At 73.3% G+C, this 13,475-nt stretch carries 10 protein-coding genes; 1 reads left to right on the top strand and 9 read right to left on the bottom strand.

The window, feature by feature from the left end:
* Nucleotides 1-2: 2 nt before the first annotated feature.
* From ACWGO8_RS06810 to ACWGO8_RS06785, 6 genes are all read right to left on the bottom strand, one after another.
* Nucleotides 3-2,060: a CHAT domain-containing protein gene (locus ACWGO8_RS06810; protein ID WP_452042333.1), complete on the bottom strand. Its 2,058-nt coding sequence runs from the start codon at nt 2,058-2,060 to the stop codon at nt 3-5.
* Between the two features lie 7 nt (nt 2,061-2,067).
* On the bottom strand, nt 2,068-2,511 hold the full coding sequence (locus ACWGO8_RS06805) for a CU044_2847 family protein (RefSeq protein ID WP_452042332.1): 444 nt from the start codon (nt 2,509-2,511) through the stop codon (nt 2,068-2,070).
* 15 nt (nt 2,512-2,526) lie between these two features.
* Complete coding sequence (locus tag ACWGO8_RS06800; RefSeq protein ID WP_452042331.1) at nt 2,527-4,494, bottom strand: CHAT domain-containing protein; 1,968 nt, start codon at nt 4,492-4,494, stop codon at nt 2,527-2,529.
* 91 nt (nt 4,495-4,585) lie between these two features.
* Nucleotides 4,586-6,232: a CHAT domain-containing protein gene (locus ACWGO8_RS06795; protein WP_452042330.1), complete on the bottom strand. Its 1,647-nt coding sequence runs from the start codon at nt 6,230-6,232 to the stop codon at nt 4,586-4,588.
* Between the two features lie 115 nt (nt 6,233-6,347).
* Nucleotides 6,348-7,334, bottom strand: a complete 987-nt coding sequence (locus ACWGO8_RS06790; protein ID WP_452042329.1) for a serine hydrolase domain-containing protein — start codon at nt 7,332-7,334, stop codon at nt 6,348-6,350.
* Nucleotides 7,335-7,376: 42 nt separating this feature from the next.
* Nucleotides 7,377-8,303: a 2-hydroxyacid dehydrogenase gene (locus ACWGO8_RS06785; RefSeq protein ID WP_452042328.1), complete on the bottom strand. Its 927-nt coding sequence runs from the start codon at nt 8,301-8,303 to the stop codon at nt 7,377-7,379.
* A gap of 71 nt (nt 8,304-8,374) precedes the next feature.
* On the opposite strand from ACWGO8_RS06785, the gene ACWGO8_RS06780 reads away from it, so the two are divergent.
* Nucleotides 8,375-8,956, top strand: coding sequence for a hypothetical protein (locus ACWGO8_RS06780; protein WP_452042327.1), 582 nt, complete (start codon nt 8,375-8,377; stop codon nt 8,954-8,956).
* A 67-nt stretch (nt 8,957-9,023) separates the two neighbouring features.
* Here ACWGO8_RS06780 and ACWGO8_RS06775 read toward each other — a convergent pair whose 3' ends face one another.
* From ACWGO8_RS06775 to ACWGO8_RS06765, 3 genes are read right to left on the bottom strand one after another with little or no spacing between them, the layout of a single operon-like run.
* Nucleotides 9,024-10,454 carry a rhamnulokinase gene (locus ACWGO8_RS06775; protein ID WP_452042326.1) on the bottom strand — a complete coding sequence of 477 codons (1,431 nt, stop codon included), beginning with the start codon at nt 10,452-10,454 and terminating at the stop codon, nt 9,024-9,026.
* Complete coding sequence (locus ACWGO8_RS06770) at nt 10,451-12,487, bottom strand: bifunctional aldolase/short-chain dehydrogenase (protein WP_452042325.1); 2,037 nt, start codon at nt 12,485-12,487, stop codon at nt 10,451-10,453. The genes ACWGO8_RS06775 and ACWGO8_RS06770 overlap by 4 nt, the downstream gene beginning before the upstream one ends.
* Nucleotides 12,484-13,437, bottom strand: coding sequence for an alpha/beta hydrolase (locus ACWGO8_RS06765; RefSeq protein ID WP_452042324.1), 954 nt, complete (start codon nt 13,435-13,437; stop codon nt 12,484-12,486). Before ACWGO8_RS06765 ends, ACWGO8_RS06770 begins: the two co-directional genes overlap by 4 nt.
* Nucleotides 13,438-13,475: the final 38 nt, after the last annotated feature.

Here is a 13,475-nt window from a genome sequence, read left to right as displayed (position 1 = left end):
CGTCACTCGGAGGGCGACTTCCAGATGCTCACCGAGAACTCGCCCGAGTTGTCGTCGACGACGGGGTCGCTGATGCCGAGCTCCAGTTCTCCGTCGATCGGGCACGGGAACGTCGCGGTGCCGTGGTCGACCGACGACCCGTCCTGGGTGAACGCGAACCCGTCCTCGGAGACCATGCCGGCGAGGCGGCCGATGAGCGCGCCGGGCGGGAAGCCGAACTGGCCCGCGTAGCCGGGGCTCTCGCCCTGCCAGCCTCCGGGACCCACGCGGGAGTCCTCGGAGTCGCCCTGCAGGATGGTCCCGGTCGCCGTCAGCTCCAGGACCTCCCCGGGGGCGCAGGTCACCCCGGTCGGGACCCACTCCAACTCGGTCCCTGGGACGACGATCGTCTGGAGCGGAGCGGTCTGCTGGGCCGCCCGCGACGGCTCGGGTGCGGGTCCGGTCTGCGCGGCGGGGCTGTCCGTCGTCTCGACACCGGACTCGCCTCCGGGCTGGAGGAGCCGGACGGCGGCGATGCCGCCTCCGATCGCGATCAGGGCGACGATGCCGACCACGATCCAGGGCGCACGGCGCGACCGAGCGGGGCGCGGTGGCGGTGGCGTCGGCGTCGGGCGCGACGGCGGGGGCGGAACCGGGGGCGTCGGGACGCCCGCGGTCGTGGTCGACGTCCTGAGCGGTGGTGGCGACGGGAGCGGAGGTCCCGTGGCCGCGGCGGGCGAGACCGTCGGGATCGTGGCGCTGGGTGGCGACCCGCGCACGGTGGTCGGGATCGTCGCGATCCCGGAGACGACCGGAGCCGCCGCGACGTGCGCCGCGGGCGGTGCCGGGCTTGCGACGGATGCCGCGGGCGGGAGCGTCGTCGCAGCCGCCGTGGCCGCCGCAGTCGCCGCGGCCGGCACGGCGAGCGGGCGCTGGGCGGGCCTCGTCGCCGGAGCGGGGACCGCCGTCTCCGCCATCGGCGCGACGTCGAAGAGCTTCGTGTCCTCTCCGCGGAGGTAGAGCACGGGCGTGACCCACTCGAGCGTGCCGCGGGTGATGCCGAGGATGCCGATGCGTCCGCTGCGGACGGCCTCGTCGATCCCGCGACCGTGCGCCAGTGCGGCGTAGAAGCCGCGCGCGAACTCGATCGCGGCGGTGTCGCTGATGGAGAACTGCATCGCGGCGACCGCGTGGATGCCGCTGTGCACGAGCGCCGCCGCCGTGCCCGAGAAGAGGTCGTCGGTGCTGCCGGCCGCCGATCGGCAGGAGTTCAGCAGCACGAGGCGCGGGGAGGGCTCGGCCTCGTCGAGCAGGTCGGCGAGGCTCGACGCCGAGACGTAGTCCGCGCGGCCGTCGCGCCCGACGAACGCCAGCACGCCCTCGTCGGTCTCGGCGTCGTAGGTGCCGTGCCCGATGAAGTGCAGGACGTGCCATTCGCGCTCGAGCAGCCGGTCGTGCACGGCCGTCCACGTGACCTGGTCGATCCAGTCGATCTGGACGCGGCCGGCGTCGAGGTGGGGCCGCAGCGCCTCCTCGAGCAGCTCCTTCTCGGCGTCGACGTCGAGCGGCGGAAGACCGCGCGGCGAGGAGATCATGCCCAGGATGCGCAGCGGCGGCTTCACCGCGAGCACGGGCGGTGTGTACGGCGCGGGCACGTGCCGCACGAGCGGCTCCTTGCGGCAGAGGTACGTGCCGGTCTCGCCGTCGAACAGCGCCTCCCACGGCAGCGCCGCGATGCCCGGAGCGGTCAGGCGCAGCACGACCTGGATGCCCCCGCCACGATCCGAGGCGACCGCGAGGCTCGTGCGGTAGGCGGTGGCGACGTCGCCGCGGAACACCGCGTCGAACAGCTCGCGGCCGACATCCTGGATGGCCGCTTCCGTCGCGGACATGATCCGGCGCGCGGACACCGACGACGACAGCACGCTGTCCTCGAGCGCCGCGCGGCGGTCGAGGATCTCGTCGAGGTCGAGCTCGAACGTCGCCGTGGGCTCGCCGCCCCCGACCGAGCGGAGGACGTCGACGACGTACGTGCCGGGCTCGGTGCCCGCCGTGATCTCGAGCTCCAGCACTGCGTCCATGGCGAGCTCACCCCCCGTGCTTCGTCCACCGCATGGTCACGCGGAAGTTCGCCTGCGACCCGGCGGCCGCGATGTACGCGCCCACCTCGAGGCTCACCTGGATGCCGAACTCGACCTCCAGCTCGTCGGGCGGCTCCTCCTGCTCGCGCACCTGGCGCAGCAGGGCGCTGACGGCGGGCTTCGCGTGCGCGAGCACCTCGTCGAGGCTCTGCTGCGTGCGCTCCACGAGGCGGCCGGCGCCGAGACCGCGGGTCGCCAGGGCGCCGTCGGGGATGCCGCGGAGCGTCAGTCCCTCGGATGCGCTCGGCAGGTCGGCCGCGTCACGGACACGACCGAGCGTGCCGCTGTCGGGCCCCAACGGGCCGTCGCCCGGGCCGATCGGGCCGTGGTCGGCGACCTGGATGGCCACCTCGCTGCCGTCGGCCGTCTGGAAGATCGCGATCCGTTCCATGGGACACCACCGATCTCATTGGTAGTTCGCCACGACCGACGCGTGGAACTCGCCGGCGTTGTCCGAGAGGTCGATGTCGTTGATGCCGAGCTGCAGTCCGCCCTGCGAGGTGCACACGTAGGTCGTGCCGGAGCCGACGGCGAACGGCTCGGGCAAGGTGTCCAGCTTGCCGATCACCGAGGCGGTGTTCGCGTCGGCGTAGACCCGGTACCCGGGCAGCTCGCCGTTCGTGAGGCCGTCGGGGCCGACCTTCGACTCCGCCGTGCCGTCGTAGTAGATCGTGCCGCTCATCGTGATGACGAACTCGTCGCCCTGCTCGCAGTAGAGGCCGACGTCCCGCCATTGCGCGTCGGGACCCACGGCGAGCTCGGCGGTGCTCGCCTGACCGCTGCTGCCGTCGTCACCGGCATCGCCGCCCGCGGCGCCCGGACCCCACACCTGCATCGCCCAGATGGCGCCGCCGATCGCCGCGGCGGCGACGACCCCGACCACGATCCACGGCGCGGCGCGCGAGCGCCGCTTCGCCGGTTGGGGCTCCGGATGCCGCGGGGCGGACGCCCCGGGTCCCGGGCCCGATGACGGCGGGCCGACGGGGGGCGTTCCCGCGCCCGGCGAGCGCGGACTCGACGGCGAGACCTGGTCGGACGGCGTCGATGCGGAGCCCGCGGGCGGCACGGGCGCGTGCGGCGACGCGGCCGGCGCCGGTGTCTCGCGCGCGGCATCCGCCGTGTCGGTCGGCGACGTGCTCGCCGCGACCGCGAGGTGGGCCGACGGCTGCGTCTGAGGCTGGTGGTGGAGGATCGCGTCGGTGATGACGGGAACGGGCCCCGCCGTGGCGTCGGGCTCGTGGTGCGACGGCGGCGGCGGCGCCGCAGGCAGGGGCGCGACGTCGAAGAGGTGCGCGTCCTCGCCGCGGAGGTAGAGCACGGGCGTGACCCACTCGAGCGTGCCGCGTCCGATGCCGAGGATGCCGATGCGGCCGCTCCGCACGGCCTCGTCGATGCCGCGTCCGTAGGCGAGCGCGGTGTAGAAGCCGCGGGCGAACGCGATGGCCGCGACGTCGCTGATCGAGAACTGCATCGCGGCGACCGCGCGGATGCCGCTGTGCGCGAGCGCCGCGGCCGTGCCCGAGAACAGGTCGGAGGTGCCGGCCGCGCCCGACTGGCAGGAGTTCAGCACCACGAGGCGCGGAGTCGGATCGGCCTCGTCGAGGAGGTCGGCGAGGGCGGATGCCGCGACGTAGTCGGCGCGGCCGTCGCGTCCGACGAACGCGAGCACGCCCTCGTCGGTGTCGGTGTCGTAGGCGCCGTGGCCGATGAAGTGGAGCACGTGCCACTCGCGCTCGAGCAGCTTCGCGTGGATGCCGTCCCACGAGGCATCCTCGAGCCAGTGCAGTTCGACGCGGCCCGCATCGAGGTGGGGCTTCAGCGCGCTCTCGAGCCGCTCTCGCTCGTCGTCGATGTCGAGGGCGGGGAGCCCGCGCGGCGACGAGATCATCGCGAGCACGCGCAGCGGCGGCGAGACCGCGAGGGCCGCGGGCGAGTACGGCGCCGGCACGTTGCGCACGAGCGGCTCCTTGCGGCACAGGTAGGTCTGCGTCTCGGAGTCGTAGAGCGTCTCCCACGGCAGGGCCGCGAGCCCGGGTGCCGTGAGCCGCAAGGCGATCTGCACGCTCCGCCCGCGCTCGGACGCGACGGCCATGCTCGTGCGGTACGCACTGGCGACGCTGCCCGCGAACGCCGAGTCGAAGAGGCGCCGGCCCACGTCCTGGATGGCCGCCTCAGTGTCGGACATCACCCGCCGCGCCGTCACCGACGACGACAGCACGCTCGCCTCGAGATGCGGGCGTCGGTCGACGAGATCGTCGAGGTCGAGGCGGACCGTCTCGGTGGGCTCGCCGCCACCGACCGACCGCAGCACGCGCACCACGTAGGAGCCCGGTTCGGGCCCGGGCCCGATCTCCAACTCCATCACGGTGTCCATGGGCGAATCCTCGTCTCTCCGGGGCCGCCGGAACAGCGTGGAGCCCCTGAATGCGCGCTGCGGGATGACCCGGACATCACGTCACCTCGCCTCATCCCGCCGACTCGAGTTCGACGGTCACGGTGAACGCGCCGCTGTTGTCCTCGAGCAGGTTGTCGTTGGGCCCGAGCAGCAGCTCGCCCGCCTGCGGGCACTCGTAGGTGTACTCGGCGTAGACCGGGAATGCATCGGACCGGTTGTTCAGCCGGCCGATCAGCGCGAACGGGAAGATGTCCGAATAGACCCGTTCCTCCACGAACTGGTCCGTCGCGATCCCATCCGGCCCGACAGGATCGCCGCTCGCGTCGTAGCCGCCCTCGCCGCGGGCGGAGATGTGGATGGAGTCGCCGGCGTCGCAGGACACGCCAGTTCGCGTCCATGCGGTCGTGAGCGGGACCGAGATCTCCGTCGAAGACGCGGAGCCGTTCCCGCTTCCATCGGAGTCGCTGGCGCCGGAACCGCCGCCATCTGTGCGAGGCAGGACGGCGAACGCGATGAGCACGGCAGCCACGGCCGCGACGGCCACGCCCGCACCCACCAGCCACGGCGTTCGCCTGAGCTTCGACGCCGATGCCGCGGCGACCGGCGTCTCGACAGACGACACGTCGAACAGGCGGGTGTCCTCCCCGCGCAGGTACAGCACGGGGGTCACCCACTCGAGCGTGCCGCGGCCCAGGCCGAGGATCCCGATGCGGCCGCTCCGCACCGCCTCGTCGATCCCTCGGCCGTGCGCCAGCGCGGAGTAGAACCCGCGGGAGAACTCGATCGCGGCGGTGTCGCTGATCGAGAACTGCATCGCGGCCACCGCGTGGATGCCGCTGTGCGCCAGTGCGGCCGCCGTGCCCGAGAAGAGGTCGTCGGGTCCGCCCGCCGCGGAGCGGCAGGAGTTCAGCAGCACGAGCCGCGGCGTCGGCTCGGCCTCGGCGAGCAGGTCGGCGAGGGCGGATGCCGCGACGTAGTCGGGCCGGCCGTCGCGCCCGACGAACGCGAGCACGCCCTCGTCGGTGTCGAGGTCGTACGTCCCGTGCCCGATGAAGTGCAGCACGTGCCACTCCTGCTCGAGGAGCTTGTCGTGCACGCCCGACCACGTGACGGGTTCGAGCCACTCGATCCGCACGCGGCCGGCGTCGAGGTGCGGCCGCAGCGCCTCCTCGAGGAGCTCCCGTTCGTGCTCGACGTCGAGCGGCGGCAGGCCGCGGGGCGACGACACCATCGCGAGCACGCGCAGCGGGAGGTCGATCGCGAGCGGCGCCGGCGCGTGCGGGGCGGGCACTCGCCGCACGAGCGGCTCCTTGCGGCACAGGTAGGTCTCGGTGGCCGGGTCGTACAGCGCCTCCCACGGGAGGGCGGACAGCCCCGGCGCCGAGAGGCGGAGCGCGACCTGCACGCCCGATCCACGCTCCGACGCGACGGCCTCGCTCGTGCGGTAGGCGGCGTACACGTCGCCCGCGAACGCGGCCTCGAACAGCTCGCGCCCGACCGCCTGCAGGTCGGCCTCGGTGTCCGACATGATGCGACGCGCCGAGACCGATGAGAGCAGCACGCTGGCCTCGAGGTCGGGACGTCGGCGCAGCAACTCGTCGACGTCGAGCCGGAACGTCTCGCTCGGCTCGCCGCCGCCGATCGATCGGAGCACACGTGAGACGTACGTTCCCGGCTCGGGACCGGGACCGATCTCCAGCTCCATCACCGTGTCCATGCGGTGTCTCGGATCGCGCGGCAGACGTTCGGCCGACTCCCAGCGTACGCCGGTTCCGGGATCCCGGACAGGTCGCGATCGAGGCGGGGCGGCGGTGGCAGGGGTGCGGCGCGGCTCAGGCCGCGGCGGCGACCGCGTTGTGGAGCTCGTCGCCGTCGACACCGAAGCGGCCGAAGCCTCCGCCGATGTTCGTGAGCAGCACGAAGCAGACATCGAGCGACGGCGTGATCCAGAACTCGGTGCCGGCCCAGCCGCCGTGGCCGAACGTGTCGCGCGCGAGCAGGCCCGGCGCCGAGTGCCGGAGGTTCCACGTGAAGCCCCAGTCCTGGCCGCGCGACTCGACGTACGGCTCGAGCTTCGGCAGGCCGGCGGTGAGCGGGCGGCGCATCGCCTCGAAGGTCACGGGCGCCACGAGCGACCCGTCGTTGCGCAGCAGCGCGCTGCCGATCGCGAGCAGGTCGGCGGCCCGAGCGAACAGTCCGGCGCCCGGATGCCGCAGCGACGTGAACTGCGCCCAGTCGAGGCCCTGCTCGACGACGTCGACGGGCAGGTGCGGCGTCGAGTCGGCGTCGAACGTGAGGCCCGGGGCATCCGCGCGCTCGCCGACCTTCGCGACGGCCCGCTCCCAAGGCGCGCCCGACGCGTCCTCGATGAGCGCGGCGATGCCCTCGAACGCGATCGACGAGTACCGCGAGGCGGCGCCCGCCGGGAAGTCGCGCGACGGCACGAGCAGCGACGGGCGGAGGCCGTCGGGCACATCGAGCGGCGGCTCGCTGATGCCCGACGTGTGGCTCACGAGGTGCCGCAGGCGCACGACGTCGTCGCGCCACGTGCCGAACTCGGGCACGGCGCGCGTCAGCGGCGTCTCGGGCGTGAGCCGTCCCTGTTCGACGAGGTGCAGCGCCGCCAGTCCGAGGATCGGCTTCGTGATCGAGAACAGCGGGTAGTGGTCGTCGACGGATGCCGCGTGGCCCCCGGTCGCGCCGAACGCCTCGAGCGCCACGACCCCCTCCGCCGTCGCGACGCCGAGCACCGCCGACGGCAGCGGCCCGTCGTCCACGTTGCGGCGGACCCAGTCGAAGGCGGTGTCGAACTGCGGCATGGGGGGAGTCCTCTCGGGGAGTTGCAGGGGTCGGTGGCCGGGTCAGGTGCGCAGCACGACGTTGAGGGGCTCGTCGCCGCGCAGCATCCGCTCGATCTGGGTGCGCACGAGCCGGGCCATGCGCGGCATCATCGCGGTCGAGGCGCCGCCCACGTGGGGGGAGATGAGCACGTTCGGCAGCGCGAACAGCGGGTGCCCCTGCGGCAGCGGCTCGGGATCGGTGACGTCGAGCGCGAAGCGCAGGCGTCCGCGCGTGGCGTGGTCGAGGATCGCATCGGTGTCGGCCACCTTGCCCCGCGCGATGTTCACCACGAGCGCGCCGTCGGGCAGTGCGGCGAGGAACGCGTCGTCGACTAGCCCCGTCGTCGCGTCGGTGAGCGGCACGCCGACGATCACGATGTCGGCCTCGGGCAGCAGCGCGGGCAGCTCGTCGATGCCGTGGATGCGTCCGAGCTCGTCGTCGCGGGAACGGGTGGCGACGCGCACGAGGTCGACCTCGAAGGGCTCGAGCCGCGCCTCGATCGCGCGCCCGACGCCGCCGTAGCCCAGCAGCAGCACGCGCCGGTCGGCGAGGCTCTCGTGCCGCGCGGGCGCCCAGCGCCCCTCCTCGGCGGCGCGCACGAAGTCGGGGATGCCGCGCTGCGCCGCCAGCACGAGGGCGAGCGTCAGCTCGGCCGTCGAGGTCTCGTGCACGGATGCCGCGTTCGCGAACACCTGGCCGGCCGGCAGCGCAGCGGGAACGTCGTCGTACCCGATCGACTGGGACTGCACGAGCCGGGTGGACACGCCCTCGAGCGCGCCGAGCCGGTCGGCCGCGCCCATGTACGGCGGCACGACCAGGTCGATGTGGTCGGCGGGAGCGGGGGAGTCCATGTCCCAGAGCTCGATGTCGGCGCCCTCGGGCGGGGTGCCGATCGCCCGTCGCAGGGTCTCGCCGGGCACGGTCACGAGGAGGCGGGATTCGCTCATCCGGCCATCCTTCCAGAGCGACGTCGATGCGCGCGGAGAGGCGGCGTCGTGCGACTGCTACCGTGGCCGCCATGGACGAGGCCGCTGCAGCCGACGACCGACGCGACCACGGGCGAGCGCGGCGCGGGCGCGGGCCGGGCCTCCCGCCGGACCACCCCGACCGGCCGGTCGAGGAGCGGGCCGAGGCGCTCAAGGAGCGCGTCTACGCGACCTTCACGGGGCTCGCGATCGTGCTCGTGCAGATCAACAACGTCGAGCACCTCACGGCCACGCGCGCGACGCTCACCCTGCTGGTCGGCATCGTCGCGATCTCCGCGGCGGGCTTCGTGGCCGAGGTCATCGCGCACCTCGCCGTGCATCAGGCGTTCCCCGACGGCGGCGAGCTCGGCCGCATGGCGCGGGTCTCGGGAACGGCGATCGCGTCCGCGGGCGTGCCGCTGATCCTGCTCGTGCTCGCCGTGCTCGGGGTGTTCCAGCTCGAGGGTGCGCTGCGCGCGGCATCCATCGTCTACCTCGTGACGCTCGGCCTCATCGGCTGGTTCGCCGTGCGCCGCACGCGCGTCGCCTGGTGGAAGCAGCTCGTCTCGCTCGGCATCCTGCTCGCGCTCGGTGCCGGCGTGATCCTGCTGCAGCAGCTCGCGCACGGGCACTGATCCGCTTGCGCGGGTCGAGGAGGCCGCGCAGCGGCCGTCTCGAGACCCCGCACCCCGATGCACGACCTCAGCGAGCCGACGGCTCGTAGCGGACGGGCTGGAACGACGCCGCGACGAGCGCCCGGAGCGACTCGAGGTCGGCTCCGGCGAAGCCGGCCGCGCGAGCCTGCACGAGCACGTTGCCGATGGCGGTCGCCTCGACCGGGCCGGCCAGCACGGGGAGCCCCGAGCGGTCGGCCGTGCGCCGGCAGAGCAGCTCGTTGAGCGCGCCGCCGCCGACCACGTGGATCGTCTCGACGTCGACGCCCGAGAGGATCGACGCGGTGCGGACCGCGCCGGCGAACGCCTCGGCGAGGCTCTCGATGATCGAGCGGGCGAACTCGGCGCGGCTCTGCGGCGCGGGCACGCCGCGCTCGGCGCACCACTCGGCGATGCGCCCGGGCAGGTCGCCCGGCGCGAGGAACCTCGGATCGTTCGCGTCGAACACCGTGACGTCGGTCGTCACCGCGGCCGCCTGCGCGAGCAGCTCGGGCAGGTCGATCGACGATCCGTCGCGCTCCCACCAGCGCACGGACTCCGACAGCAGCCAGAGCCCCATCACGTTGTGCAGGAAGCGGACGCGTCCGTCGACGCCGCCCTCGTTCGTGAAGTTGGCTTCGCGCGCGGCATCCGTGGTCACCGGCTGCTCGAGCTCGACGCCGACGAGACCCCAGGTGCCGCACGAGATGTAGGCGGCGGACTCGGCGCGCATCGGCACGGCGACGACCGCCGACGCGGTGTCGTGCGAGCCGACCGCGACCACCTCGACGCCCGCGGGCGCGCCCAGGTCGGCCGCGACGTCGGGGCGAAGGGCGCCGAGCGACGCACCCGGCGAGACGAGGCGGGGCAGCACGGATGCCTCGAGCCCGAGCAGCTCCAGGAGCGCGTAGTCCCACTCGCCCGTCTCCACCCCGACGAGGCCGGTCGTCGACGCGTTCGTCAGCTCGGCGACCCGAGTGCCCGTGAGCTGGAAGCCGATGAGGTCGGGAATGAGGAGCATCGAGTCGGCGAGGTCGAGCAGGCCGCCCGACTGCTCGGCCGCGAGCTGGTAGACGGTGTTGAACGGGAGGAACTGCAGGCCGTTGCGACGATAGAGCTCCTCGAACGGCACGACCGCGTGGACCCGCTCCACCGCGCGCTCGTTGCGCTCGTCGCGGTAGTGGAACGGCTCGCCGATCAGCCGGTCGCCGCGGAGCAGGCCGTAGTCGACGGCCCAGGAGTCCACGCCGATCGACGCGACGCCGGGTTCGCGGCGGAACGCGTCCGCGAGTCCGCGCGTGAGGTCGCGGTAGAGGCCGGTGAGGTCCCAGTGCAGGCCCGACGCGAGCCGCACGGGCCCGTTCGGGAACCGGGCGACCTGGTCGAGCTCCAGCCGGCCCGCCGCGGCGTCGACGTGGCCGACGATGACGCGTCCGCTCGTCGCGCCGAGGTCGACCGCGGCGACCGACCCGCCGGTCATCGGAGGAATGCCGCGGCCACGCCCGCGTCGACCGGGATGTGCAGGCCGGTGGTGTGGCTCAGCTCGGGACCGGTGAGCACGAACACCGCATTCGCGACGTGCTCGGGGAGCACCTCGCGCTTGAGGATCGTGCGCTGGGCGTAGAACTTGCCCAGGTCCTCCTCCTCGATGCCGTACGTCTTGGCGCGGTTCGCGCCCCAGCCGGAGGCGAAGATGCCCGAGCCGCGCACGACGCCGTCGGGGTTGATGCCGTTGACCTTGATGCCGTACTCGCCGAGCTCCACCGCGAGGAGGCGCACTTGGTGGGCCTGGTCGGCCTTCGTCGCCGAGTAGGCGATGTTGTTCGGGCCGGCGAACACCGAGTTCTTGGACGAGATGTAGATGATGTCGCCGCCGAGGCCCTGGTCGATGAGCACCTTCGCCGCGGCCTTCGACACGAGGAACGAGCCCTTCGCCATGACGTCGTGCTGCAGGTCCCAGTCCGCCTCGGTGGTCTCGAGCAGCGGCTTCGACAGCGACAGGCCCGCGTTGTTCACGACGAGGTCGAGGCCGCCGAAGGCGAGCACCGCGTCGTCGATCGCGCGCTGGATCGCGGCGGCATCCGTCACGTTCGCCTGCACGCCGATCGCGATGTCGCTGTTGCCGAGCTCGGCCGCGGCCGCCTGCGCCTTCTCGAGGTCGAGGTCGGCGATGACGACGCAGGCGCCCTCGGCCGTGAGTCGGGTCGCGATGGCCTTGCCGATGCCGGATGCCGCGCCGGTGACGAGCGCGACGCGGGTCGCGTGCGTCTTGGGCTTCGGCATGCGCTGGAGCTTGGCCTCCTCGAGCGCCCAGTACTCGATGCGGAACTTCTCCTCGTCGGAGATCGGCGCGTACGTCGAGAGCGACTCCGCGCCGCGCATGACGTTGATGGCGTTCACGTAGAACTCGCCCGCGACGCGCGCGGTCTGCTTGTTCGCGCCGAACGAGAACATGCCCACGCCCGGCACGAGCACGATCGCCGGGTCGGCGCCGCGGATCGCGGGGGACTCGGGCGTCGCGTACGCGTCGTAGTACGCCTGGTAGTCGGCGCGGTACTGCTCGTGCAGCTCCTTCAGGCGTGCGATCGAGTCCTCGATCGACGCGTCGGCGGGGAGGTCGAGCACGAGCGGCTTGACCTTGGTGCGCAGGAAGTGGTCGGGGCAGCTCGTGCCGAGTGCGGCGAGCGGGGCGAGCTTCTCGCGGGAGAGGAACTCGAGCACCACGTCGGCGTCGGTGAAGTGGCCCACCTGCGGGCGGTCGTACGACGCGAGTCCGCGGATCGTCGGGGCGAGCGCGGCGGCCTTCGCGCGGCGCTCGGCCTCGGAGAGCGGCTCGTAGCCGGGCACGACCGCGCCGAACGGATCGGCCGTGCCGTGCTCGGCGAGGTACGCGGCGGCGGTGTCGATGATCCAGAGCGAGTTCCGCTCCGACTCCTCGGACGTGTCGCCCCACGCGGTGATGCCGTGGCCGCCCAGGATGCAGCCGACCGCCTGCGGGTTCTTCGCCTTGATCTCGGCGATGTCGAGGCCCAGCTGGAAGCCCGGGCGGCGCCACGGCACCCACACCACCTTGTCGCCGAAGATCCTGCCGGTCAGCTCCTCGCCGTCGGCCGCGGTCGCGATCGCGATGCCCGAGTCGGGGTGCAGGTGGTCGACATGCGCCGCGTCGACGAGGCCGTGCATGGCCGTATCGATCGACGGCGCCGCGCCGCCCTTGCCGTGCAGCGTGTAGTCGAACGCGGCGACCATCTCGTCCTCGCGCTCGACGCCCGGGTAGACCTCGACGAGGTCGCGGAGCCGGTCGAGGCGGAGCACCGCGAGACCCGACTCCTGCAGGGTGCCGAGGTCGCCGCCCGAGCCCTTCACCCAGAGCAGTTCGACGGGCTCGCCCGTGACCGGGTCGGTCTCGGTGCCCTTCGCCGACGTGTTGCCGCCGGCGTAGTTCGTGTTCTTCGGGTCGGCGCCGAGGCGGTTCGACCGCGCGATGAGGTCCGCAGCTGCCTGGTTCGTCATGGGGTGATTCCTTCGGTGAGTCGGAGGGTGGTCCGGTGGTGGGTCTCGAGCCACGCGATCCAGCGCACCACGCGCTCGATCGAGGCGGATGCCGCGGGCTCGTCGGGTCGGTTCAGGTGGCCGTGCTCGGTGCCGGGCTCGACGACGAGGTCGACGGGGACGCCGGCTTCCACGAGGGTCGCGGCGAACGCCTCGCCCGAGACGCGGAGCTCGTCGGCCTCGTCGTTGATCATGAGCACCGGCGGGAAGCCGGCGAGGTCGGATGCCGCCGCGCGGCCGGGCACGGCGGTGATCGGTGCGTCGTCGACGGGTGCGCCGAGGTAGGCCTCGTACATCGCGCGGACGGCCGCTGGGAAGAAGCGGTCGGCGGTCGGGTTCGCGTCGAGGAGGGCGCGCAGCGCGGCATCGGGTGCGGGCTGCACGGCGTGCAGGGTGGGGTAGGCGAGGACGACGCCGGCGGGGAGCGTCCCATGCGCGGGTCGAGGAGCCGACGGAGTCGGCGTCTCGATACCCGTATCCCGTGCCTCCGGGTCTCGAGACGGCGCTTCGCGCCTCCTCGACCCTCGAGTGGAGCCGAGCAGTCGCAGCACCGCGCCCGTCACGAGGTTGGCGCCCGCGCTCGCGCCGCCGATCGCGACGCGCTCCGGGTCGAGCCCGAGCTCGTCGGCGTGGTCGAGCGTCCAGGCCCAGGCCGCGAGCACGTCGTCGGAGCCGGCCGGGTAGCGCCCGGAGCCGTCGCCGACCAGGCGGTAGTCGATCGAGACGACCGTGATCCCGCGGGCGGCGAGGGCGCGCGCGACCCAGTCCGCCTCGGGCATGTCGAGGTCGCCCGCGACGAAGCCGCCGCCATGCGCCCAGACGAGCCCCGGCGTCGGACGGAGCGCCGCGGCATCCGCCGGGTACACCCGCACGAGGCCGTCGGCCGCGCCGTACGGCGTCTGCTGCGTCATCCGGCGCTCCTCTCACTCATCGTCGGTCTCGAATCAAC

This window comes from Agromyces sp. NPDC055661 (genome assembly GCF_053618135.1).
Note: the sequence above shows the minus strand (reverse complement) of the source record. Positions and strands in the feature narration are given on the sequence as shown.

Coding starts and splice junctions, on each gene's coding strand:
- ACWGO8_RS06810 (WP_452042333.1), bottom strand. CDS start 2,060: ATGGACGCAGTGCTGGAGCTCGAGATCACGGCGGGCACCGAGCCCGGC.
- ACWGO8_RS06805 (WP_452042332.1), bottom strand. CDS start 2,511: ATGGAACGGATCGCGATCTTCCAGACGGCCGACGGCAGCGAGGTGGCC.
- ACWGO8_RS06800 (WP_452042331.1), bottom strand. CDS start 4,494: ATGGACACCGTGATGGAGTTGGAGATCGGGCCCGGGCCCGAACCGGGC.
- ACWGO8_RS06795 (WP_452042330.1), bottom strand. CDS start 6,232: ATGGACACGGTGATGGAGCTGGAGATCGGTCCCGGTCCCGAGCCGGGA.
- ACWGO8_RS06790 (WP_452042329.1), bottom strand. CDS start 7,334: ATGCCGCAGTTCGACACCGCCTTCGACTGGGTCCGCCGCAACGTGGAC.
- ACWGO8_RS06785 (WP_452042328.1), bottom strand. CDS start 8,303: ATGAGCGAATCCCGCCTCCTCGTGACCGTGCCCGGCGAGACCCTGCGA.
- ACWGO8_RS06780 (WP_452042327.1), top strand. CDS start 8,375: ATGGACGAGGCCGCTGCAGCCGACGACCGACGCGACCACGGGCGAGCG.
- ACWGO8_RS06775 (WP_452042326.1), bottom strand. CDS start 10,454: ATGACCGGCGGGTCGGTCGCCGCGGTCGACCTCGGCGCGACGAGCGGA.
- ACWGO8_RS06770 (WP_452042325.1), bottom strand. CDS start 12,487: ATGACGAACCAGGCAGCTGCGGACCTCATCGCGCGGTCGAACCGCCTC.
- ACWGO8_RS06765 (WP_452042324.1), bottom strand. CDS start 13,437: ATGACGCAGCAGACGCCGTACGGCGCGGCCGACGGCCTCGTGCGGGTG.